At 60.7% G+C, this 20,553-nt stretch carries 21 protein-coding genes; 15 read left to right on the top strand and 6 right to left on the bottom strand.

The window, feature by feature from the left end; genetic code table 11:
* Positions 1-184: 184 nt before the first annotated feature.
* From ERD78_RS16865 to ERD78_RS16825, 9 genes are all read left to right on the top strand, one after another.
* Positions 185-1,048 (top strand): VOC family protein, encoded by an 864-nt coding sequence (locus ERD78_RS16865; RefSeq protein WP_129970710.1) that lies wholly within the window; start codon positions 185-187, stop codon positions 1,046-1,048.
* Entirely contained in the window at positions 1,045-1,734 is a 690-nt protein-coding gene (locus ERD78_RS16860) for a class II aldolase/adducin family protein (RefSeq protein ID WP_129970708.1), read from the top strand. Before ERD78_RS16865 ends, ERD78_RS16860 begins: the two co-directional genes overlap by 4 nt.
* Before the next feature lie 14 nt (positions 1,735-1,748).
* Positions 1,749-3,203, top strand: a complete 1,455-nt coding sequence (locus ERD78_RS16855) for a 2-hydroxymuconic semialdehyde dehydrogenase (protein ID WP_129970706.1) — start codon at positions 1,749-1,751, stop codon at positions 3,201-3,203.
* A gap of 34 nt (positions 3,204-3,237) precedes the next feature.
* A complete protein-coding gene (locus ERD78_RS16850) occupies positions 3,238-4,413 on the top strand; it encodes an ABC transporter substrate-binding protein (protein WP_129970704.1) in 1,176 nt (391 codons plus the stop codon).
* Between the two features lie 63 nt (positions 4,414-4,476).
* Positions 4,477-5,394, top strand: coding sequence for a branched-chain amino acid ABC transporter permease (locus ERD78_RS16845; protein ID WP_129970702.1), 918 nt, complete (start codon positions 4,477-4,479; stop codon positions 5,392-5,394).
* A 9-nt stretch (positions 5,395-5,403) separates the two neighbouring features.
* Positions 5,404-6,393, top strand: a complete 990-nt coding sequence (locus tag ERD78_RS16840; protein WP_129970700.1) for a branched-chain amino acid ABC transporter permease — start codon at positions 5,404-5,406, stop codon at positions 6,391-6,393.
* The gene (locus tag ERD78_RS16835; protein ID WP_129970698.1) at positions 6,390-7,154 is read left to right on the top strand and encodes an ABC transporter ATP-binding protein; all 765 of its coding nucleotides are present in this window, start codon (positions 6,390-6,392) and stop codon (positions 7,152-7,154) included. The genes ERD78_RS16840 and ERD78_RS16835 overlap by 4 nt, the downstream gene beginning before the upstream one ends.
* Positions 7,151-7,861, top strand: a complete 711-nt coding sequence (locus tag ERD78_RS16830) for an ABC transporter ATP-binding protein (protein WP_129970696.1) — start codon at positions 7,151-7,153, stop codon at positions 7,859-7,861. The genes ERD78_RS16835 and ERD78_RS16830 overlap by 4 nt, the downstream gene beginning before the upstream one ends.
* A 3-nt stretch (positions 7,862-7,864) precedes the next feature.
* Positions 7,865-8,839 carry a 3-hydroxyacyl-CoA dehydrogenase NAD-binding domain-containing protein gene (locus ERD78_RS16825; RefSeq protein WP_129970694.1) on the top strand — a complete coding sequence of 325 codons (975 nt, stop codon included), beginning with the start codon at positions 7,865-7,867 and terminating at the stop codon, positions 8,837-8,839.
* 12 nt (positions 8,840-8,851) lie between these two features.
* On the opposite strand, the gene ERD78_RS16820 is transcribed toward ERD78_RS16825, so the two are convergent.
* Entirely contained in the window at positions 8,852-9,928 is a 1,077-nt protein-coding gene (locus tag ERD78_RS16820) for a LacI family DNA-binding transcriptional regulator (RefSeq protein ID WP_129970692.1), read from the bottom strand.
* 98 nt (positions 9,929-10,026) lie between these two features.
* On the opposite strand from ERD78_RS16820, the gene ERD78_RS16815 reads away from it, so the two are divergent.
* The 6 genes from ERD78_RS16815 (at position 10,027) to ERD78_RS16790 (ending at position 16,294) form a co-directional block, all read left to right on the top strand.
* Positions 10,027-11,040: a TRAP transporter substrate-binding protein gene (locus tag ERD78_RS16815; protein WP_129970689.1), complete on the top strand. Its 1,014-nt coding sequence runs from the start codon at positions 10,027-10,029 to the stop codon at positions 11,038-11,040.
* 81 nt (positions 11,041-11,121) lie between these two features.
* Positions 11,122-11,655 carry a TRAP transporter small permease gene (locus ERD78_RS16810; protein WP_129970687.1) on the top strand — a complete coding sequence of 178 codons (534 nt, stop codon included), beginning with the start codon at positions 11,122-11,124 and terminating at the stop codon, positions 11,653-11,655.
* The gene (locus ERD78_RS16805; protein ID WP_209020023.1) at positions 11,652-12,932 is read left to right on the top strand and encodes a TRAP transporter large permease; all 1,281 of its coding nucleotides are present in this window, start codon (positions 11,652-11,654) and stop codon (positions 12,930-12,932) included. The genes ERD78_RS16810 and ERD78_RS16805 overlap by 4 nt, the downstream gene beginning before the upstream one ends.
* A gap of 111 nt (positions 12,933-13,043) precedes the next feature.
* Complete coding sequence (locus ERD78_RS16800; protein WP_129970685.1) at positions 13,044-13,583, top strand: VOC family protein; 540 nt, start codon at positions 13,044-13,046, stop codon at positions 13,581-13,583.
* 7 nt (positions 13,584-13,590) lie between these two features.
* Positions 13,591-14,856: a ribulose-bisphosphate carboxylase large subunit family protein gene (locus ERD78_RS16795; RefSeq protein WP_129970683.1), complete on the top strand. Its 1,266-nt coding sequence runs from the start codon at positions 13,591-13,593 to the stop codon at positions 14,854-14,856.
* A gap of 4 nt (positions 14,857-14,860) precedes the next feature.
* Complete coding sequence (locus ERD78_RS16790) at positions 14,861-16,294, top strand: four-carbon acid sugar kinase family protein (RefSeq protein WP_245152511.1); 1,434 nt, start codon at positions 14,861-14,863, stop codon at positions 16,292-16,294.
* On the opposite strand, the gene ERD78_RS16785 is transcribed toward ERD78_RS16790, so the two are convergent.
* The 5 genes from ERD78_RS16785 to ERD78_RS16765 form a co-directional block, all read right to left on the bottom strand.
* The gene (locus ERD78_RS16785) at positions 16,291-17,046 is read right to left on the bottom strand and encodes a YggS family pyridoxal phosphate-dependent enzyme (protein ID WP_129970681.1); all 756 of its coding nucleotides are present in this window, start codon (positions 17,044-17,046) and stop codon (positions 16,291-16,293) included. The two genes, ERD78_RS16790 and ERD78_RS16785, sit on opposite strands and share 4 nt — an antisense overlap.
* 65 nt (positions 17,047-17,111) lie before the next feature.
* A complete protein-coding gene (locus ERD78_RS16780) occupies positions 17,112-18,119 on the bottom strand; it encodes an LLM class flavin-dependent oxidoreductase (protein ID WP_129970679.1) in 1,008 nt (335 codons plus the stop codon).
* 36 nt (positions 18,120-18,155) lie between these two features.
* Positions 18,156-18,914 carry an alpha/beta hydrolase family protein gene (locus tag ERD78_RS16775; protein ID WP_129970677.1) on the bottom strand — a complete coding sequence of 253 codons (759 nt, stop codon included), beginning with the start codon at positions 18,912-18,914 and terminating at the stop codon, positions 18,156-18,158.
* Complete coding sequence (locus ERD78_RS16770; protein WP_129970675.1) at positions 18,889-20,025, bottom strand: DUF3182 family protein; 1,137 nt, start codon at positions 20,023-20,025, stop codon at positions 18,889-18,891. The genes ERD78_RS16775 and ERD78_RS16770 overlap by 26 nt, the downstream gene beginning before the upstream one ends.
* Before the next feature lie 5 nt (positions 20,026-20,030).
* Positions 20,031-20,525 carry a PRC-barrel domain-containing protein gene (locus ERD78_RS16765; RefSeq protein ID WP_129970673.1) on the bottom strand — a complete coding sequence of 165 codons (495 nt, stop codon included), beginning with the start codon at positions 20,523-20,525 and terminating at the stop codon, positions 20,031-20,033.
* Between the last annotated feature and the right edge of the window lie 28 nt (positions 20,526-20,553).

Here is a 20,553-nt window from a genome sequence, read left to right as displayed (position 1 = left end):
CGATTTTATGGTTATGGGCCGGAGGGCTTGAAGCTCGGCCTGTAGATTACTCGTGCCTACATAATAAAGCCACTTACATCGAGAAATCAAAAAATATCGAGAATTTATATTGACTATGTAGGTTTGTGAAATTATCCTAAAACAAAATGCAGTCGCTGCAACGACAGGAATCAAGGAGACAACGGTGATTCATCTGCATGACATTCGCTATGTCAGGCTGGGTACCGCCAACCTGGACGAATCCGTGCGCTATGCCACGGAAATCCTGGGGCTGGAAATTGCGCGAAAGGAAGCCAAGGCTGTCTACCTGCGTTCGGACAGCCGCGATCACACATTGTGCTACTTTGAAGGTGATCCGCGAGACCATACCGTGGCGTTTGAAGTGGACACGCCGGAAGAGCTGGAGAGTGCCCTGGTTTTATTAACGGGCAATGGCTATCAGGCACGGCAGGGTAGTTTGGAAGAGATGGAGCGGCGCTATGTGCGCGATTTCATCAATTTCAAGGATCCTTCAGGCAACAGCGTCGACCTGGTGTTTGCGCCGCATCACAGCGGGCGCCGCTATTTTCCCTCGCGCGATGCAGGCATCACGGGTTTTAGCCATATCGGATTGCGGACGCTGGATCCCCGTCGGGACGAGGCTTTTTGGACCCAGCTGCTCAGCGCCAAGGTCAGCGACCGTATCGGCGATGCGCCCTTGCTGCGCATCGACGAGATCCATCATAAGCTGGCGCTGTTTCCGTCCGCCTTTCCGGGGGTGCAGCACATCAACCATCAGGTTGAAAGCATCGACGATATCATGCGCGCCTTCTACATGCTTCAGGAGCGCGGCATTCCGATCCGGTTCGGGCCGGGGCGCCATCCCACATCGGGCGCCATGTTTTTATATTTCGAAGGACCCGACGGGATGATTTATGAGTACTCGACGGGGGTGCGTCACATCACGGCCGAAGATGAAAAAAGCTATCGGCCACGCACCTTCCCGGCGATACCCTCATCGTTCTGCATGTGGGGGTCCAGGCCCGATATCCCCGAGTTCAAGTCATGACCCACGCTTCGCATGACTGTCAGCGCCTGGTGCGTCAGGCTGCACGGGCTCTGGCCAGGGCGGGCCTGGTCCATGCGTATGGCCATTGCAGCACCCGGCTGGACGAGACGCACTTCCTGGTTTGCGCACCCATGCCCATGGGCATGATCCTCAGCGAATCCGGGGCTGTGGTGCGGGTGCACGGACCGTTGCCTGACGGCGTATTGGGCGAGGTTCGCATCCATCAGCAGATTTATCGCAACCGGCCGGATGTGGGCGGCGTGGTGCGCAGCATGCCGCGCGATGCGATGGCATTGTCGGCTGCAGGCCGCACCCCCGCTGCGCGGCACGGCATGGGCTGCTACTTTTCTCCCGGCGTGCCCTTGTGGGACGACGTGCAGCTTGTGCGCAGCGAAGATCAGGCGGAGGGTGTCGCCGCTGCACTGGGCAGTGGACCCGCCGTCGTCATGCGTGGCAACGGCGTGGTGACTGCCGCCGCCACGCTGGAAAAGGCGGTTGTGCTGACCTGGTATCTGGAGGATGCCGCGCGCATCGAGCTGCAGCTGCGCAGTGCCGGGCTGGCTGGCGAAGACGGGATAGTGGACCCGCGCGCGGCGCGCTTGCGCGCGACCGAAGCGGGGCGCATCTTCGAAAGGATGTGGGATTTCCTGTGCGATGGGGATCCTGAAAACCTGGCATTTCAATAACAGACGAGATCTTGATGGCGGACTTCAGAAACTTTATCAATGGACAATGGATTGCCACGGGCAAGACATTCGAGAATCGCAATCCGGCCGACAACAGCCTGGTCGGTATGGTGCATGAAGCGGGGCAGGCCGAAGTGGATGCCGCTGTACAGGCCGCACGCGCGGCGCTTCAGGGACCATGGGGCAGCCTGAAGGTACAGCAGCGTGTGGATCTGCTGCATGCCATCGTGGATGGTATCGACAAGCGCTTCGACGAGTTCCTGGAAGCCGAAATCAAGGACACGGGCAAGCCGCGCCGGCTGGCCAGTCATCTGGATATCCCGCGCGGTGCCGCCAATTTCAAGATATTTGCTGATTTGATCCGCAACGTACCCGGCGAGTCATTCGGCATGGATACACCAGATGGAGGGCGGGCGTTGAACTATGCCGTGCGTGCGCCGCGCGGTGTGATTGGCGTCATCTGTCCGTGGAACCTGCCCTTGCTGCTCATGACATGGAAGGTTGGCCCTGCGCTGGCTTGTGGCAACACCGTTGTCGTCAAGCCCTCGGAAGACACGCCGGCCACCGCCACGCTGCTGGGTGAGATCATGAATGATGTCGGAGTGCCGCATGGCGTCTATAACGTCGTGCATGGCTTCGGCCCCGAGTCGGCGGGCGAATACCTGACTGCGCATCCTGGTGTGGACGGCATTACCTTTACAGGCGAAACCCGAACGGGCGAAGCCATCATGACCGCGGCGGCGAAGGGGCTGCGTCCGGTTTCGCTGGAACTGGGTGGCAAGAACCCGGGCATCGTATTTGCGGATGCTGATTTCGATAAGGCCGTCGCCGGCATCGCGCGCTCCACGTTCGAAAACACCGGGCAGGTTTGCCTGGGCACTGAGCGGGTTTACGTGCAGAGGCCGATCTTTGAACGTTTCGTGGCCGCGCTCAAGGCGCGCGCGGAATCTTTTCGCATGGGCGATCCCTTCGATGACGACGTTGATTTCGGCCCCCTGGTATCGCTCAAGCACAGAGAGAAAGTGCTGTCCTACTACGAGAAGGCCAGGAAGGAAGGTGCCACAGTGGTCACGGGTGGCGGCGTGCCTGGGATGACCGGCCCGCTGGCGGACGGCGCCTGGGTGCAGCCCACCATATGGACTGGCTTGCCTGAAACCTCGCCGGTGATACGGGAGGAGATCTTCGGGCCCTGCTGCCATATCCAGCCCTTCGACACCGAGGACGAGGTCATCCGCATGGCCAACGAGACGCCTTACGGGCTGGCGGCCACTGTCTGGACGCAGGATCTGAGTGCCGCGCACCGGCTTGGCGCGGCGCTGAATGTCGGTCTGTGCTGGATCAATTCCTGGTTTCTGCGTGATCTGCGCACTGCGTTCGGCGGTGCGCGGCAATCAGGTATCGGCCGCGAAGGGGGTGTGCATTCGTTGGAGTTCTACACAGAGATGCGCAATGTTTGCGTAAAGCTTTGATTGCGCATTTTCAAACAATAAAGAGGAGGCAGGAATGAAGACCAGGAAACTGTTGATAGCGGTATCCGCGGCGCTGGCCATGGGATGGGCTGCGGGCGCCCAGGCGGCCGATCCAGTCAAGATCGCGCTTGTGGCCGAGTTGTCGGGGCCGGCTGCGGCGCTTGGCCAGGACAAGCTGGACGCCTTTATGATGGCGGTTGAGCAGAACGGCGGAAAGCTGGGCGGCGTGCCAGTCGAGGTATTGGCGCGAGACAGCCAGTTGAAGCCCGAAGTGGCCAACCAGATTGCGGAAGAATTGATCGAGAAGGAGAAAGTGCCAATTGTCACGGGGATATCCTTCTCCAATATCATGATGACCATGGCGCGCAAGCTGGATGCGGCCAACATCCTTGTGGTGGGCTCGGGCGCGGGGCCCGCGCCATTGGCCGGCAAGCGCTGTCTTCCCAATGTCTTCGTGGTGTCGAAGCAGAATGACCAGTTTGCCGAAGCCATGGGCCAGTATGCCGCCGATCAGGGCTACAAGCGCATCATTGCGATGGCGCCGAACTACCAGGCGGGCAAGGACTTCGTCAATGGCTTCAAACGCACCTATACGACACCTTTGGTCGATGAAATCTACACGCCGCTGAATCAGCTGGATTTTTCCGCGGAGCTGTCGCGCATCAGCGCGGAGAAGCCCGATGCCGTCTATGTGTTCTACCCTGGTGGCCTGGGTGTGAGCTTTGTGCGAGCGTACAAGCAGGCAGGTCTTATTGACAAGGTGCCTTTGCTTAGCGTATCCACGGTGGACGGCACCACGCTGCCTGCACTGAAGGACACAGCGCTGGGCGTCATGCACGCTTCAGCCTGGGGTCCGGATCTGGACAATCCGGTGAACCGGAAATTCGTGGCCGACTTCGAGGCAAAGTACCATCGCATTCCTTCCGAGTACGCGGCGCAGTCTTATGACGCCGCGATGCTGATTGCGTCTGCGCTGGCCAAGACCGGCGGCGATGTCAGCGATCTGCAGGCACTCAGGAAAGCGGTGGCGGCGGCTGATTTCAAGTCTGTGCGCGGCAACTTCAGTTTCAACACCAATCAGTTCCCTATCCAGGACTTCTACGCCTTCAAGGTTGTCAAGGGCGCCGAAGGCAATGCAACGCTCAAAACAGTCAGCAAAGTCCTGAAGAACAGCAAGGACGCATACTACCAGGAATGCAAGCGCAGCTAGCCTGACCGGGTGCCGGCCATGGGTGGCCGGTACATTTTTCTGTCTTTGATGAATGTGTACGGAATGGACTGGAGCCTTTTTCTTTCGCAGGTGCTCAACGGCGTACAACTGGGTATGCTGCTGTTTCTGCTGGCGGCGGGGCTGACGCTGGTGTTCGGCATCATGAATTTTGTCAACCTTAGTCATGGCTCTTTCTACATGCTGGGTGCCTATTTTGCCGCGACAGCGTTTCGCTACACGCAGTCCTTTCTGTTGGCCGGACTGATCGGGGTGGGCGGCGGCATGCTGCTGGCTGTGGTGGCAGAGCGCGTGGCGCTCAAGCGGCTGTACGACAAGAACCATCTGGTGCAGGTTTTGGGCACGTTTGGCCTGATCATGTTCTTCAATGAAACCGCACGCATGATCTGGGGTTCGCAGCCTGTCTTCACGTCACTGCCAAGCTGGGCGAACGGATCGCTGGCCGTTGCGGGGCTGAGCTATCCCAGCTATCGGCTTCTTATCATTATTGCTGGCCTTCTGGTTGCGTTGGGTATCTACGTTCTTATTCATCGAACCCGTGTCGGCATGCTGGTGCGCGCGAGTTCGACCCATGTCGAGATCGTGTCGGCATTGGGTGTCAATGCCAGGCTGGTCAATACGTTGCTGTTCAGCGTGGGCGCTGGCCTGGCCGCGCTGGCGGGATGGCTGGTGGGGCCTATTGTTTCGGTGCAGTCCGGCATGGGCGACAGCGTGCTCATACTAGCGCTTGTTGTGATCGTCATCGGCGGAATCGGGTCCATACGCGGTGCACTGTATGCAGCGTTGTTGGTCGGTATGGTGGATACCATGGGCCGGGCCTACATGTCGCACATGCTGCGCGGCATATTCGAGCGCAATGTGGCCGATGCGGCTGGTCCCGCGCTTGCATCCATGCTTATTTATCTTTTCATGGCAATCATGCTGGCAATCAAGCCGGATGGGTTGTTTCCGGTAAAACGCTGAGGATTTCGCATGTTTCCTGAACAACTGCGCTGGCAGTCGCCTCGCGCCCTGCTTGGAATAGCAATCATTGTGTGCCTGTTGCTGCTGCCGGCCTTGACGGCATGGCTTGATCTTGGGTTCTATTTATCGCTGGCCACACGGATAGTGATCTATGCCATTGCGGCGACGGGCTTGAATCTCGCCCTGGGCTACGGCGGCATGGTCAGCCTTGGACATGCCTTGTTTGTGGGCTTGGGCGCTTATGTGGTCGGGATATCTTCCTACCATGGCATGGACAATGGCTGGATGCAGCTGCTTATCACGCTGGTTCTGACAACCGTGGCCGCCTGCCTGGTTGGCATTGTGTCGCTGCGCACACGCGCGATCAGCTTCATCATGATCACGCTGGCATTTGGCCAGATGTTTTACTTTCTGGCTGTGAGCCTCAAGGAGTATGGCGGCGACGACGGCCTGCCCATCTACCAGCCAAGCATTCTGGATCCGCTTCCCTCGCTGGACGAGAAGATGGTGCTGTATTATCTCGCGCTCCTGGTGCTGTTTGCGTTCATGTATCTGGTCTGGCGTATTGTGCATAGCCGTTTTGGCTATGTGCTGCGCGGGTTCCAGTCCAATGAGCGGCGCATGATGGCCGCTGGCTATTCCCGCATGCGCTATCAGCTCAGCGCCTTCGTGGTATCGGCCTTGATGTGCGCAATGGCGGGCATGCTGCTGGCCAATCTCACGACATTCGCGTCGCCTTCGTATCTGTCGTGGCAGGCCTCGGGCGAGTTTCTGCTGATCGTGGTCATTGGCGGCATGGGAACCGTCATGGGGCCGCTGATCGGCGCCTTTGTTCTGCTCGCGCTGGAGGAAACGCTGTCCAGCATGACACAGCACTGGATGGCCATTCTGGGGCCGCTCATTCTGCTGGCCGCGCTGTATGCAAGCCGAGGCATATGGGGAGGCCTGCTGCGGACATCGCCAGGCGCCTCAGACATGCAAGGGGAGGTCGACCAATGACGGCTTTGCTTTCCGTGACAGGATTGGTCAAGCGTTTTGGCGGCTTGATCGCGACCAATGGCTTGAATCTTGATGTGCGCAGCGGCGAACTGCATGCCTTGATTGGGCCCAATGGCGCCGGCAAGACCACAATCATGAGCCAACTGACCGGGGAGTTGCGGCCGGACGCCGGGAAGATCGCCTTTGATGGGCGCGATATCACGCATTGGCCCATCCCCAGGCGAGCATTGGGCGGCATGGCGCGGTCGTATCAGATCACGCAACTGCTCAAGGACTTCAGCGTGTTGGAGAATGTCATGCTCATGGTTCAGGCACGCCAGGGGCATTCCTTTCGATGCTGGCGGCCGGCCCTGTGCGAGCGTGCGCTGGTGCAGCCTGCCATGCAGGCGCTGGAAAGCGTGGGACTGGCGCAGCGGGCTCAAGATGACGTCATGGCGCTCGCACACGGCGAACATCGTCAGCTGGAGCTGGCCATGGCGCTTGCCATGTCGCCGCGGCTGCTGCTGCTTGACGAACCTCTGGCGGGCATGAGCCAGGCGGAGTCGTCGACCATGGTGACGTTGCTTGGACAACTGAAGCGGCGCTATACCATTTTGCTTGTGGAGCATGATATGCAGGCGGTATTTGCCTTGGCTGATCAGGTATCGGTACTTGTCTATGGCAAGGCGATTGCCACAGGCACGCCCGCGCATGTGCAGCGTAACCCGGAAGTGCGCCGGGCCTATCTTGGCGACGACGAGCCGCTGAGGAGTGCAGCATGAACGCATTGCTTGATGTTTGCGGATTGCAGGCGCGCTACGATCGTAGTCAGGTGCTCCATGGCGTCGACTTTTCCGTTCGTCAGGGAGAAGTGATTACGCTGCTCGGACGCAACGGCATGGGCAAGTCGACATCCTTGAAGTGTGTCATGGGCATGGTGCGCGCACATGCGGGTGAAATCCGCCTGGACGGCGAGATCATTAGCGGGCGTCCTTCGCATGTGGTGGCACGGTGTGGTGTCGGGCTCGTGCCGGAGGGGCGGCAGATATTTCCGACGCTTACTGTGCAGGAGAACCTGCTCGCCACAGCGGCCAACCGTCATCACACGGAAAACCCTTACGATCTGGATCGTGTCTATGCATTCTTTCCGCGACTGAAGGAGCGGCGGGGCAATATGGGAAACCAGCTTTCGGGCGGCGAACAGCAGATGCTCGCCATCGGCCGCGCACTCATGACGAATCCGCGGCTTCTCATTCTGGACGAAGCCACAGAGGGTCTGGCACCTCTAGTGCGTGCCGATATCTGGCGCGTGCTGGGCGAGCTGAGCCGTTCGGGCATGTCCATGATAGTCGTCGACAAGAACCTTGGGCCGCTGCTGGAACTGGCGCAAAAGCACTATGTCATCGAAAAAGGCCGGGTTGTCTGGTCGGGCAGCAGCGAGGCGCTCAGGCAGGATTGCGCCATTGTCGAGCGGCATCTGGGGATCTGACTGATGGGCATCACCGACAATCATATTTCTGGTCCCGCCGCGCGCGAGACAGTCGAGGCGGCGCGCCATGTGGCGGTGATTGGCGCAGGCATCATTGGCGCGGGCTGGGCTGCTTTCTTTGCGTTGCGCGGATTGGCCGTGCGGGTCGTGGACAGCAATCCTGGCGCGCGGGACATGCTGGATGCGGCGCTGGCACGCGCTGAGCAGGTAATGAAGGCGCTGGGCCAGGTGGGCGAGCGCACGACAGTGCCTGTACTGACCGATGACCTTGCCTGGGCGGTGTCCGGCGCGGCGCATGTGCAGGAGGCTCTGCCTGAAAAGCTGGATCTTAAGCACGAGGTTTATGCCGGCATAGAGGCGGCATCGTCGCCGCGCTGCGTGATTGCGTCGAGCTCCTCCGGCATACCGCCATCTGTCCTGCAGCAGGGCCTGCGCCATCCCGAGCGGTTGCTGATAGCACATCCATGCAACCCGCCCTATTTGATGCCGCTGGTGGAAATCTGCGGCGGACAGCACACAGCGCCCTGGGCGCTGGACGAGGCCGAGGCATTCTACCAGGGTCTGGGCAAACAGACCGTGCGCCTGCGTCGCGAGATCACGGGCCACTTGGTCAACAGATTGCAGTCTGCGCTGTGGCGCGAGGCCGTATACCTGGTGGCCAATGGCTATGCTTCGCTGGAGGACGTGGACCGTACCGTGACCGAGGGCCTGGGGGCGCGTTGGGCAGTGTGCGGGCCGCATCGAATCTTTCATCTGTCTGGCGGCGAGGAGGGCATGGCGGGCTTTCTTGAGAAGCTGGGCGAGCCGGTGGAGCAGTGGTGGGCCAGTCTGGGCCAGCCTCGGCTCGACATGGCGACACGCAAGGCCTTGATCGACGGCATGGATCAGGCTGCGCACGGCCGCGACAGTGTGCAGCTTGCCCAGGATCGCGATGACGGCGTGATTGCAATGCTGATGGCCAAGAGGCACGGGGCTTGACGGCCGGCCGGTTCAAGGCAGGTTTTCGCTCAATACCACACTGATCTGCATGGGCTCCACACCAGTCATGGCTTCACGGCCAGCGCGCACATTTGCAAAGATGCGCACCGTGTTGAATATGGTTGAGTGCAGATTCTGATTAAGCAGGGCATCCATGGTGCCGTCTATGAGCAGGGCGCGTGTATCGGGCGTGAGGCCATGCCCGACAAATACAACGGCTTGGTCGCGTCCGGTTTCCTTCAAGGCCTTGGCAACGCCGTCAGAGGCGCCCCCTATGTTGTAGATGCCGATGAGATCCGGATACTGTTCCAACAGTTGCCGCGATTGCCGATAGTTGGTCGCGGCATCGTCGTGGCCCTCGCGCAGGCCAACCATGCGCAGCGCAGGGAATTTCTCGTCCAGGATATGCTGGAAGCCCATCTCGCGCTCCTCATGGCCGCGATAGTGGCGGCTGCCCGCTATCATGGCAACCTTGCCGCTGCGCGAGCCGATGAAGCGGCCGAGGAGCAGGCCGGCGCTGCGCCCCGCCGCGCGGTTGTCCAGCCCCACATAGGCGGCTCGCGCGGAACGTGAAAGATCGGAAATGAGTGTGATGGTATGCACACCGTCTTCATGCAGATGGTTGACCGCCTCGCGCACTAGGGGATGTTCCAGGGCCATGAACGCGATACCGTCCACGCGCTTGCCTTCCCGCAGCAAGGTGTCCGCAAGAATGCGAGCATCGAAGCCCTCCACGAAGCGGTTGCGGCACTGCACATTGAAGGGTTCCAATTGCCCATGCACCATGGTGGCGTAATCGCCCAGCATGTTCAGGTAACGATTGGTGCCTGCGGGCAGCAGAAAAAGCAGGCGCATGGGTTGCGGGCGTAGCGCTTTGTACAGATCATCCTGCGGCAGGTAGCCAAGATCGGCTGCCGCCTTGAGTACAGCCTGCACAGTGGCCGCGCGGACGCCGGAACGCCTGTTCAACACCCGATCCACCGTTGCGGTGGAAACGCCCGCCTTTTGCGCGACATCAATGATGCCGGCCCGATTTCGCCGAGAAGGCATGGTATTGCTTGATTTTGTATTCACATCAAAAACCATCATTAAATAAGATTGACGGAAAAACCCCTTATGCGCACAATTTCGTTTAGTTTTGATGATTTACACAGAATATCACATCAATTCAAATCAAGGGGACATCAATGATCCGATTGCAATCACCGTTCAGGCGGGGCATGTTGATTGCCGCAACCCTGCTGGCATTGGGCCTGGGCGCGAGCCCGGCCACCTCCGCGGCGCTCACACTGCGCTACGGCCACATGAATTCACCCAGCAGCGTTGCCGGCCAGCAAGCGCAGATGTTTGCGGACAAGGTAAAGGAATACACGAACGGCGAGATAGAGATACAGGTCTACCCCTCCTCGCAACTGGGCAAGATGCAGGAGATGGCCGAGGCCACCTCCACGGGTGTCATTGCGCTTTCACACAATACGGCTGGCGGTACCGGTTCATTGTATGAGCCGTTTGCGGCGCTTGATACACCTTATCTGTACCGGGATGTGAAGCATCTGATGCAGGTGACGAGCATCGACTCCCCGGTCATGAAAAAGCTCAATGAGGGCCTGATCGAAGCGGCGGGGGTCAGGGTGCTGTATGCCTATTATTTCGGAACACGCAATCTGACGGCCAACAAGGCGGTGCGGACACCAGCCGATTTGGCCGGTGTAAAGATCCGTGCCTTGCCCTTTCCCATTTACATGACGGCGGTCGAGGCGTTGGGCGCCGTCCCGGTTCCCGTGGATTGGTCCGAAGTGCCCACGGCGCTTGCGACGGGGCAGGTGTCGGGGCAAGAGAATCCGGTGGATGTGGTGTTGTCAAACAAACTCTATGAGTCGCAGTCCCATCTGATGCTGACTGGCCATATCATGAATCCTGAAGTGATCATCATGAACAATCGCACCTGGGAAAAACTGACCGATGCGCAGCGGGAAGCATTCAAGCGCGCGGCCAACGAGACCCGTGCCAAGGCAACGGAAATGGTGCAGTCGCAGGAAGCGGATCAACTGGCCAAGCTCAAGGCGCTGAAGATGACGGTCATCGGACCGGAGCAGGGGCTGGATCTGGAAGCCTTCCGGGCCAACGCGAGCAAGCTTGTCAAAGAGCGATTTGCCGACAAGTACGGTGATCTCTACAAACAGATCGCCGATATCAAATAGCCTGACTGAGACGGGCCGCCACGCGCAGGCCCGCTTGCTCGAACATGCCCGGTCAGAGGGCGCCGACGGAGTTACCCATTCATGATAACCAACGAGTCCCCAGGCTCCGGAAGGGTTGTGCCTGCCCTGACGGCCGCATGTCGAGTGTTTGAATGGCTTGCCATCATCATGCTGTTGCTCACCACCTTTCTCGTGGTGCTACAGGTCGTGGCGCGTAATGCCTTTCAGGCGGGGTTGCCGTGGGCCGACGAACTGGCCCGGTATGGCGGACTGGGCATCGTCTATCTTGCCGTGCCATTGCTGCTGCTTCGAGGCGGGCACATCGCCGTTGACATCGTGAGCGGCCGGCTGCGGGGCCGTGCACGCCACATCATTTTTGTGCTGAATGAGGCGATCACGCTGGCGTTCTGCGGCTTCTTTCTGGCGGGAGGCTATCTGTTTCTCGTCAAGGCGGGAAAGTTTGCCACCCCCGCGTTGCGTATGCCCAATCTGATTTTCTACCTTCCCGCGATGCTGGGCATGGTGTTGTTCACACTAGTGGCTATCCTGCGCCTGCATCGCGCCATCGCGCAGCGGGCGTTAACAGACGAACAGCCGGGAGGGCAACCATCATGATGAGCTTGAGCATTCTTGTCCTGTTCCTGGTGATCATGCTGATGGGTGTTCCCATCGCCGTGTCCATGGGCGTGGCCGCGGGCATTGTCCTATGGCTGTTTGATCTACCGCTGTCGGTACTGGCCCAGCGCATGGTCAATGCTCTGGATTCGACACCGCTGCTGGCCGTGCCCATGTTCATTTTTGCTGCCGCGCTGTTCAATGCATCGGGTATCACCAGACATCTGTTCGACTTGGTCCGGTTGCTTGTTGGGCGGATACGTGGCGGCCTGGGCCACGTGTCGGTGCTGACCAGCCTGATATTCTCGGGCATGTCCGGCGCGGCCCTTGCCGACATTGGCGCCTTGGGCGGCACGCAGATGCGCCTGATGCGGGAACAGGGTTATCGTCCGGAGTTTGCTGCGGGCATAACCATGGCCGCGGCCACGATAGGTCCCATCTTTCCGCCCAGCATACCCTTGATCATCTTTGCGTCCGCCGCGGAAGTGTCGGCAGTGAAGCTGCTCCTGGCCGGCGTTGTGCCAGGCCTCATCATCACGGTATTGCTCATGGCGCAGATTGCCATCATGGCCAGGCGGCAGAACCTGCCGCGCGACACCATCGTGTCCAGCCTTCGGATCATCGGGCGCCAGGCCGTGGTCGCCTTTCCCGCGCTGTGCGCGCCCCTTGTTCTGATAGGAGGCTTGGTCAGCGGCCTGTTCGGTCCCACGGAAGTGGCTGGCGTTACCGTTCTGTATGCGCTGTTCCTCGGGTTTGTCGTCTATAGGCAATTGACCGTGCGGGCGGTGATGGAGGCTGCAAGGGAAACTGTCCATGCAACAGCTAGCGTGCTCTTTATCGTGGGAGCCGCGGCATTGTTCGCGTGGGTGTTGACCATAGATCAGGTGCCCATGCTCGCCACCCGTTTCCTGCTCGGTTTGTCCAGCAGTCCTTTTGTGCTGCTGATGATAGTCAATGTGCTGCTTCTGGTGGTAGGCATGTTCATGGAATCCATTGCAGCCATTCTGATTCTCGCGCCCATCCTCACGCCGGCGCTGCTTGCGGCTGGGGTCGATCCTGTTCAGCTGGGCGTGGTCGTCGTACTGAATCTGATGATAGGCCTGCTGACGCCGCCTGTGGGCATGAGCCTTTACATGGTGAGCATCATGGCGCGCATGCCCCTGCATCGTGTCATTGCGGGCGCGCTTCCATTCTTTATTCCGCTGCTGCTGTCGCTGTTGGTGGTGACATTGGTACCCGCCGTGTCTTTGTGGCTGCCAGGCCTGTTTGTTCAATAGCGGCGCAAGGCAAGCGATGCAATGGCCATGCCGCGGTAGGCGATGGCATGGCCGAATTCAAACCGTTGTTATTCGCGGCGTTGCTGCCGTGTGTGATCTGGAGCAAATCCAATGAGCCGTTTTTTTGGAGAGATACGTCAGCTTGGCTATGTCGTCGAGGATATCGAGGCAGCCATGGACTACTGGAGCCGCAGCCTGGGCGTCGGCCCGTGGTACTACAACCCCAAGGTTCCCATACGGAACTACAGCTATAGAGGTGCGTCCTATGCGCCGCACAATTCCGTCGCACTGGCGAATTCGGGGCCACTGCAGGTGGAGCTGATCCAGACCCGCAACGATGTGCCTTCCATGTACCGTGATTTTCAGCGGGCGGGCCACACCGGGCTGCAGCACGTGGCCTACTGGACGCAGCAGTACGACGACGATCTGGAGCGCTTGATGAGGCAGGGCTTCAAGCCTGTGATGAGTGGAGAGGTGGGCGAAAACGGACGCTTTGTTTATTTCGACACGGAGTATCATCCCGGCACCGTCATCGAGCTTTCGGAAGTGGCTGGCCCCAAGGGAAGATTGTTCGACACCATACGCCGGGCCGCGCAAGGATGGGATGGCGAGGAACCGGTGCGCCCCTTCCCGGATTTGGACACGCTTTGAGGTCGGCATGCGCAAGGATGATTTCGAAGCCGAATACCTGATCGAAACACCGCTGGACGTCTTTCGGGTTGCCGAGGTGATGGCGGGCGAGCAGTCTTGCGGGACTTTTGCACGCGTGGCGGGCGAAACCGATATGCTGCGCGCCCGCGCGCGCGCCGAGGTATTGAATGTGGAGGTCGTGGGTCGCGCCGATGCGCCATCGCTGCCGAACGCCTGGCTTGCACGCAAAGGAATCAGCGGGCCATGGACGCAGGCGCGTGTGCGTGTCCGCTTCCCGGTGGACAATATCGGTGCAAATCTGCCTACACTGGCTGCCACGGTAGCCGGCAATCTGTACGACCTGGGCGAGACTACCGGCATGCGACTGGAAGTCCTGCGCCTGCCATCCAGCTATCGCCTGCAATTCGACATGCCCAGTATGGGTGTTGCAGGCACGCGCTCGGCAATCGGTGTTGCACATGGTGCATTGCTGGGCACCATCATCAAACCCAACGTCGGGTTGTCGCCTGAACAAACCGCAGGCCTGGTGGGCATCTTGTGCGAGGCGGGGGTGGATTTCATCAAGGATGATGAAGTGTGCGCCAATCCAGTCCACGCACCGCTCTCCGAACGCGTGCCCGCTGTCATGGCCGTGATTCGTGCTCACCGTGAACGCACCGGCAAGCAGGTGATGATGGCGTTCAATATTAGCGACGATACCGACGCGATGCGCGCGCACGCCGATCTCGTCGAACGGGAGGGCGGTACCTGTGTCATGGCAAGTCTGAACAGCTGCGGCTTTTCCGCGGTGCAGACGCTGCGCCGGAGCACACCGCTGGCATTGCACGGCCATCGCAATGGTTTTGGCGCGCTGTCCAGACACCCGCTGTTGGGCATGTCGTTCCAGGCGTACCAGACGCTGTGGCGGCTTGCCGGCGTCGATCATATGCATGTGCATGGCCTGCAGGGCAAGTTTTCACAAACGGACGCCGAGGTCGTCGAATCGGCAAGAGACTGCCTGAAGCCGCTGGCCGACGGCCTTGAGGACTGCGTCTTGCCCGCATTCTCGTCGGGCCAGTGGGCCGGCACCGTACCAGCGACCTACGAGGCGGCAGGAGAAGACCTGTTGTTCATGTCCGGCGGCGGCATTCTGGCGCACCCTGATGGCCCTGCGGCTGGTGTGGCCAGCTTGCGCCAGGCGTGGGAGGCCGCGCGCGAGGGCATTGCGCTGGAGGCATTCTCCCGCGGCGCGCCCGAACTGCAGCGCGCTCTGTCGTTCTTCGATGGCAGATAGATTCATGTCTCAACAACGCGCAATGCATGTGCAAACGGGCGGGTCCGATGCGACGCCGCGGCGCGCAGCGCGGCCCGCCAGTGTGGACGAGACCGCAGCTTTGCGCCTGGCCTTTTATGCCGATGATTTCACGGGGGCGACGGATACTCTGGCTACCGTGGCGCGGGCAGGCCTGCGTGCCATGCTGTTTCTGCGCCCGCCCAGTCCTGAGCAGCGCGCTGCCGCAGGCACGCTGGACTGCCTGGGCATTGCGGGCGCGGCGCGCGCGATGCGCAACGACATGCATCGCGAGGAACTCGAGGCGATAGGCGCTTATCTGGCGTCCCTGCCAGCACCCGTTTTTCATTACAAGACCTGCTCGACGTTCGACAGTTCGCCGGATATCGGGAGCATCGGTCTCGCCGTTCGCGTGCTGAGGCAACGGCTGCGAGCGGGCCGATTCCTGCCGGTCGTGGGTGGCCAACCCAATCTGGGGCGCTATTGTGTCTTTGGCAACTTGTTTGCAGCCTATCGGACCGGGGGCGAGGTTTTCCGCCTGGATCGCCATCCCTCCATGAGCCGGCATCCGGTCACGCCTTCGGATGAAGCCGATTTGCGCAGGCATCTATGCGCGCAGGGGCTGACCCGCATGTCGGCCATTCCTTATACAGCCTATGCCTTGCCGGCCGATAGGCTCGATAGGGAAGTGGCGTGCGCCACCGAGGCGGGGCCGGACGGCGTGCTGTTTGATGTGGGCATGGATGAGCATCTTCGCGAGGTGGGACGGGTAATATGGCAGCATGCCCAGCATGAGTTGGTGCTGGCCGTAGGGCCCAGCAGCGTCGAGCAGGCGCTGCTGGCGCATTGGGCGCAGGCGCGACAGGATGTCGAAAGCCCGGCGGGACCCGTGAGCCACGCGCATTACGTTGCGCCCGGCAATGCCGCGCGAGACGGCCCGGTTCTAGTGTTGTCCGGCAGCCTCTCCCCGCGCACGGCGCAGCAGGTGGCAGCCGCGGCCTCGTATAGACACATGCCCGTTTCCATGTCAGTCTTGCTGGGAGACAATGAGCACGACCGACGTGCTGTCCAGGCCGCGATTATTCGCACTCTGCAATCGGGCCGACATGTGCTGGCCGTGCTTGCCGACCCGGGCGATCGCCAGGACGATGCACGTCTCGATCCGGCTACCGTGGCCGAGGCGGGCGGCCGCCTGCTGGCAAGCATTCTGCAAGGCGTGCGCCCAGCGCGGCTTGGGTTGGCGGGCGGCGACACGTCGAGCCATTGCATTCAGGCTCTGGATGTATGGGGCCTGTCGTATCGCACACAGATTGAGCCGGGCGTTGCGCTGTGCCGCCTGCATGCCGATGCATCGCATCTCGATGGTCTGGAGGTCATGCTCAAGGGCGGGCAAATGGGATCGGACGGCATTTTCGAGAAATTGCTGGGCGCCGCAGCCTAGACAGCGCTGCCAGGCCGCTGCGTTTCGGGCCAATAGTAGTCGTCGTTGTAGATGCGGCCGCCGAAGATGGCCGTACCGATGCGGACTTCTGTCGACCCTTCCTCGATGGCGATTTCAAAGTCGCCGCTCATGCCCATCGACAGACGCTCCATCTCGATACCGTCTATGGCCAGCTCGCGCATCTGATCGCGCAGCGTTCGCAGCGTGCGAAAGCAGGCGCGTACAGCATCCTTGTCAGGCAGATTGATGGCCAGTGTCATCAGTCCCTTTATTCGCAGGGTGGGAAAGTCGCCCGCAACCTGGCGTAGAAAGCCGGGCAGCTCCGCAGGGGGCAGGCCGTACTTGGTGGGCTCGGTGGACGTCTTTACCTGCACCAGCGCATCGATGGCGCGGCCTTCATGCTGCAGCCTGCGATCCAGCGCAATAGCCAGATCCAGCCTGTCCAGTGATTGAATCTCGGAAGCCATGCGTGCAACGTCCTTGGCCTTGTTGGTTTGCAAATGACCAATCATGACCCAGTCTATGTTGCAGTCGGCCAACGGTTCGAATTTGCTGCGGATTTCCTGGGCCTTGTTTTCCCCCAGGCGGTGCGCACCCGCCGCCACCGCTTCACGAATGGCGGCCTCGCCGAAAGTTTTGCTGACCGGCAGCAGCGACACGGAGTCTGGCGCGCGGCCGGCGCGCTCGGCGGTTCTACGAATGCGCTCGCGCACCTGCGCGAGGCGGAAGGCGATGGAATCTTCGTTGGCCATGTCTGAAAACGATAAGTGTGGAGCACGGAGGAGAGAGAGGCTGGCTGCATGCCGCATCGGGCTGTTCAAGGCTCGGCAACGGCGGCACGCAGCGTCTTGCCGACTTGGGCGGCGATTTCATAGGACTGCAAGCGCGCCTTGTGCTCGTGCATATTACAGGTGATCATGAGTTCGTCGGCGCCGGTGCGGGCAATGAACGACTGCAACTGTGCGGAAACGGTTTCGGGCGAGCCGATTGCCGAGCATGACAGTGTGTGATCCAGCAAGGCCTGGGCTTGTGGCCCGAGCTCGTCCAGATAGTCTCGGCGCGGCGGAGGAAGGCGAGAAGGCCGACCGCTGCGCAGGTTGACGAATGACTGCTGCCACGATGTGGCGAGATACCGGGCCTGATCGTCTGTTTCGGCCGCGAATACATTGAAGCCTAGCATGACATATGGTTTGTCGAGGCGCTCCGAGGGCTTGAATGTGCTGCGGTAGATCTGGATGGCCTGCATGAGCTGCTGGGGTGCGAAATGCGATGCAAAGGCATAGGGCAAGCCAAACGCGGCGGCGAGTTGGGCGCCAAACAGACTGGACCCCAGAATCCAGATAGGGACATTCGCGCCGCGGCCCGGCACCGCAAGCACGGGCTGCTGCGGCGAATCGGACATATAGTCCATGAGCTCCAGGACATCGCGGGGAAATTCGTTGGCATCCGAGGATAAATTGCGGCGCAGCGCGCGGGATGTGGTCTGGTCTGAACCGGGAGCGCGCCCCAGTCCGAGGTCTATCCGGCCCGGGAAAAGGGCTTCGAGCGTCCCGAATTGCTCGGCAATGACCAGTGGCGAGTGATTGGGCAGCATGATGCCGCCGGCCCCCACCCGTATGCTGCGGGTGCCTGCGGCCACATGGCCGATGAGGATGGAGGTGGCCGCGCTGGCAATACCCGGCATGCCGTGGTGTTCGGCCATCCAGTAACGCTGATACCCCCATTGCTCACCATGCCGGGCAAGATCCAGCGTATGGCGGAAAGATTCAGCAGCGGAGCCGCCTTCGTTGATGGGGGAGAGATCCAGTATGGAAAAAGGCGTCATGACGTGTCGGGCCGGCGGCAGCGGGTTCTTGGGGAATCAGGGCAGGCCGATGCGGCTTCCAACGCGTGCGCCGACGACCATTTCCGTTATCCAGTGTACCAAGATGGAAGTATAGGCCTCCTGGCACACCTTTTCGCTCAGGGCATGATCGGCGCCATCGACAACCCGGTGTGTGAGGGAATGCGAATTCTGGAAGGCAGCCCGGTAGCTCATGATGGTGGCGTGAGGTACCAGATGGTCGTACTCTGATTCGACAATCAGTACGTCGCCGGTGAAGGCGGCGCACGCAGCCAGGGCCCGGTTCTCTTCGGGTGTCACGGGGCTGCCCCGGTACTCGGCCAGATCCTCGCGATTGAGCTGCCGTTTCGGGAGCGTCCATTGATCGTCCCGATAAAGAGAGGGTACCCGCAGTGAAAGCCATTTCACCGGCCGCAGTGTGGTCAGAATGGTGGAAAGGTAGGCGCCGTAGCTGGTGCCGACCACGGCAATCGAATGTGTATCGATCGCGGGATGCTGCGCCAGCTTGTCGTACGCACACACAATGTCGTGCAGATTCTCGGCGCGCGTCACCGTTTTCTGCCTTGCTGATTCCTTTTCGTGGCCGCGTAGATCAAAGGTCAGGCATACGCAGCCCAACCCCGCAATGCCACGGGCGCGGTCCAGATCCCGGGCCTGGCTGCCGCCCCAACCGTGTACAAACAAGACCCCTGGTACTTTGGATTGAGGGGCGAGAAAAGTACCTGCCAAGTGTTCGTCGTCGATGACCAGTTCAATTTTGGTGCTGCTGGTTGTCATAAGCCCGAACCGTTACATATTTGCTCAGCATACCCATTTCGGGGTCGTATCCCCGGTAAATGCATTCGGCGCCTGCAGGCGCGGGCGCGTCGGCACCGAAAATTTCGATGGTGGCTGCCCGCACCGCGTGGAGCGCCGGGTCCGCCTTGAAGGCCTGCAGCGCGGCGATCTCTGCGGCGCTGGCGCCACCCATGCGCCATGATTGCTCCAGGACGCCGCTCCGCCGCCGGCCCGCGCTGTCCCAGCCGCAGGCCACATCGTAGTTGCGTCGCGATGCCAGCAGACCTGGAAAACATGACATGGCCGCTTGGTCATACTGGCGGGCCATGCTTATGGCAAGCCGTTCTTCCTGATCCAGATCCAAGGTCAGCAGTCGATCGAAGCTGCCCCGCACGACAAGCAGCTCGGATCCACCATAGACCATTTCACCCTGATTGTCAGGTGTGAGAGACTGGCGGCCGACATAACAGGCTTTCTGTCCGTCCACGCGGACCTGCCCCACGCTGAATGTGTCGACCTCTCGAAGATTTTCCTCGAGCACCAAGCCACAATCGTTCAATGATTGCGTATCGGCTTGATCCAGTGCGTCGCGCAGCGCTGTCTCGTCTTCCACCACGACTTGCCCGCGGCCGCCAGTTGCCAGCACCGGCTTGATCCTCACGGGACCATGCCGTAGCAACATCCGCCCGGCACGCATCGCGTCTTCGCTGGAGAAAGCGGTTACGCCACGCAGCACGGCACCGTGAATGAGAGAGCCGAAAGCTTTCGACCACCCCTGCGGGGCAGTAGCGTTCCCATCGAGTAGGGCGTGACTGATGGCTTTGGTCGGCACAAAGGGGTACGGCGCTGCGCCACCGAAAAGGTCGGTCTCGCTGCCCACACCCAGTCTGCGCGCCAGCGCATCGCCTATGAGTGTCTCGGTGGGAAGAAGATAAGTGCGTCCTTCGTACCGTCGGCCAGCCTCATGGGTGCCGCCGAAATCCAGCTCCAGCAGCGCCGCAATGCGCTGCCCGAGCAGGGCGTGAACCACCGCCTCATGCTCGGGCTCGCGCTCGCGCGCCGAATAGACGAGGACAACGCCGGATGCGGCCCGTCCCGGCTTGGCGGGCATGGCGCCTATTTCGCCACTTCTACTTTGGGCAGGGCTTTTAATTGCTCCTTGGTATAGCCCGGCAGAACCATCTTGTCCGAGGTTTGCTGGATCTTGTCATAAGGGATGGCTACATTGCGTTCGCCGACGCCCAGGAAGCCGCCGGCGCCCACGATGAAGTAGGCGGCCTTGCCATCCTGCGAGAGCACGACGTCGCTGATATCGCCGATCTTTTCATCGTTCTCGTTGAAGACGGCCTTGCCAATGATCTGATCCTTGACGCTCCAGCCCGAAATCGTTTCGGTGGGTTCCTCGGCTTTTGGCGCCGACGCGCCCATAGAGCCGCCTCCCGCCGGCGCCGCCTGACCCGGAGCGGGAGCCGGCGCGGGTGCAGGCGTTGGCGCCCCTCCCGGTGCGGCCGGCGCATCCGACGATGGCGCGTCCGATGATTGCTGCGCCTGGACCTGGGCGGCGAAGACCATGGGCAGTGCGACCAAGGTGGCTGTAATGAAGCGTTTCATGGCTTACTCCTTTGCTGACAGAATGTGT

It is taken from the genome of Allopusillimonas soli, assembly GCF_004153445.1.
Classification (GTDB): domain Bacteria; phylum Pseudomonadota; class Gammaproteobacteria; order Burkholderiales; family Burkholderiaceae_B; genus Allopusillimonas; species Allopusillimonas soli.
The sequence above is the reverse complement of the archived record's forward strand: the minus strand, read 5'-3'. Positions and strand labels throughout refer to the sequence as shown.

Bases quoted from the DNA above. Each gene is read 5' to 3' on its own strand.
- ERD78_RS16860 (WP_129970708.1), top strand. From the start codon at position 1,045: ATGACCCACGCTTCGCATGACTGTCAGCGCCTGGTGCGTCAGGCTGCA.
- ERD78_RS16855 (WP_129970706.1), top strand. From the start codon at position 1,749: ATGGCGGACTTCAGAAACTTTATCAATGGACAATGGATTGCCACGGGC.
- ERD78_RS16850 (WP_129970704.1), top strand. From the start codon at position 3,238: ATGAAGACCAGGAAACTGTTGATAGCGGTATCCGCGGCGCTGGCCATG.
- ERD78_RS16845 (WP_129970702.1), top strand. From the start codon at position 4,477: ATGGACTGGAGCCTTTTTCTTTCGCAGGTGCTCAACGGCGTACAACTG.
- ERD78_RS16840 (WP_129970700.1), top strand. From the start codon at position 5,404: ATGTTTCCTGAACAACTGCGCTGGCAGTCGCCTCGCGCCCTGCTTGGA.
- ERD78_RS16835 (WP_129970698.1), top strand. From the start codon at position 6,390: ATGACGGCTTTGCTTTCCGTGACAGGATTGGTCAAGCGTTTTGGCGGC.
- ERD78_RS16830 (WP_129970696.1), top strand. From the start codon at position 7,151: ATGAACGCATTGCTTGATGTTTGCGGATTGCAGGCGCGCTACGATCGT.
- ERD78_RS16825 (WP_129970694.1), top strand. From the start codon at position 7,865: ATGGGCATCACCGACAATCATATTTCTGGTCCCGCCGCGCGCGAGACA.
- ERD78_RS16820 (WP_129970692.1), bottom strand. From the start codon at position 9,928: ATGATGGTTTTTGATGTGAATACAAAATCAAGCAATACCATGCCTTCT.
- ERD78_RS16815 (WP_129970689.1), top strand. From the start codon at position 10,027: ATGATCCGATTGCAATCACCGTTCAGGCGGGGCATGTTGATTGCCGCA.
- ERD78_RS16810 (WP_129970687.1), top strand. From the start codon at position 11,122: ATGATAACCAACGAGTCCCCAGGCTCCGGAAGGGTTGTGCCTGCCCTG.
- ERD78_RS16805 (WP_209020023.1), top strand. From the start codon at position 11,652: ATGATGAGCTTGAGCATTCTTGTCCTGTTCCTGGTGATCATGCTGATG.
- ERD78_RS16800 (WP_129970685.1), top strand. From the start codon at position 13,044: ATGAGCCGTTTTTTTGGAGAGATACGTCAGCTTGGCTATGTCGTCGAG.
- ERD78_RS16795 (WP_129970683.1), top strand. From the start codon at position 13,591: ATGCGCAAGGATGATTTCGAAGCCGAATACCTGATCGAAACACCGCTG.
- ERD78_RS16790 (WP_245152511.1), top strand. From the start codon at position 14,861: ATGTCTCAACAACGCGCAATGCATGTGCAAACGGGCGGGTCCGATGCG.
- ERD78_RS16785 (WP_129970681.1), bottom strand. From the start codon at position 17,046: ATGGCCAACGAAGATTCCATCGCCTTCCGCCTCGCGCAGGTGCGCGAG.
- ERD78_RS16780 (WP_129970679.1), bottom strand. From the start codon at position 18,119: ATGACGCCTTTTTCCATACTGGATCTCTCCCCCATCAACGAAGGCGGC.
- ERD78_RS16775 (WP_129970677.1), bottom strand. From the start codon at position 18,914: ATGACAACCAGCAGCACCAAAATTGAACTGGTCATCGACGACGAACAC.
- ERD78_RS16770 (WP_129970675.1), bottom strand. From the start codon at position 20,025: ATGCCCGCCAAGCCGGGACGGGCCGCATCCGGCGTTGTCCTCGTCTAT.
- ERD78_RS16765 (WP_129970673.1), bottom strand. From the start codon at position 20,525: ATGAAACGCTTCATTACAGCCACCTTGGTCGCACTGCCCATGGTCTTC.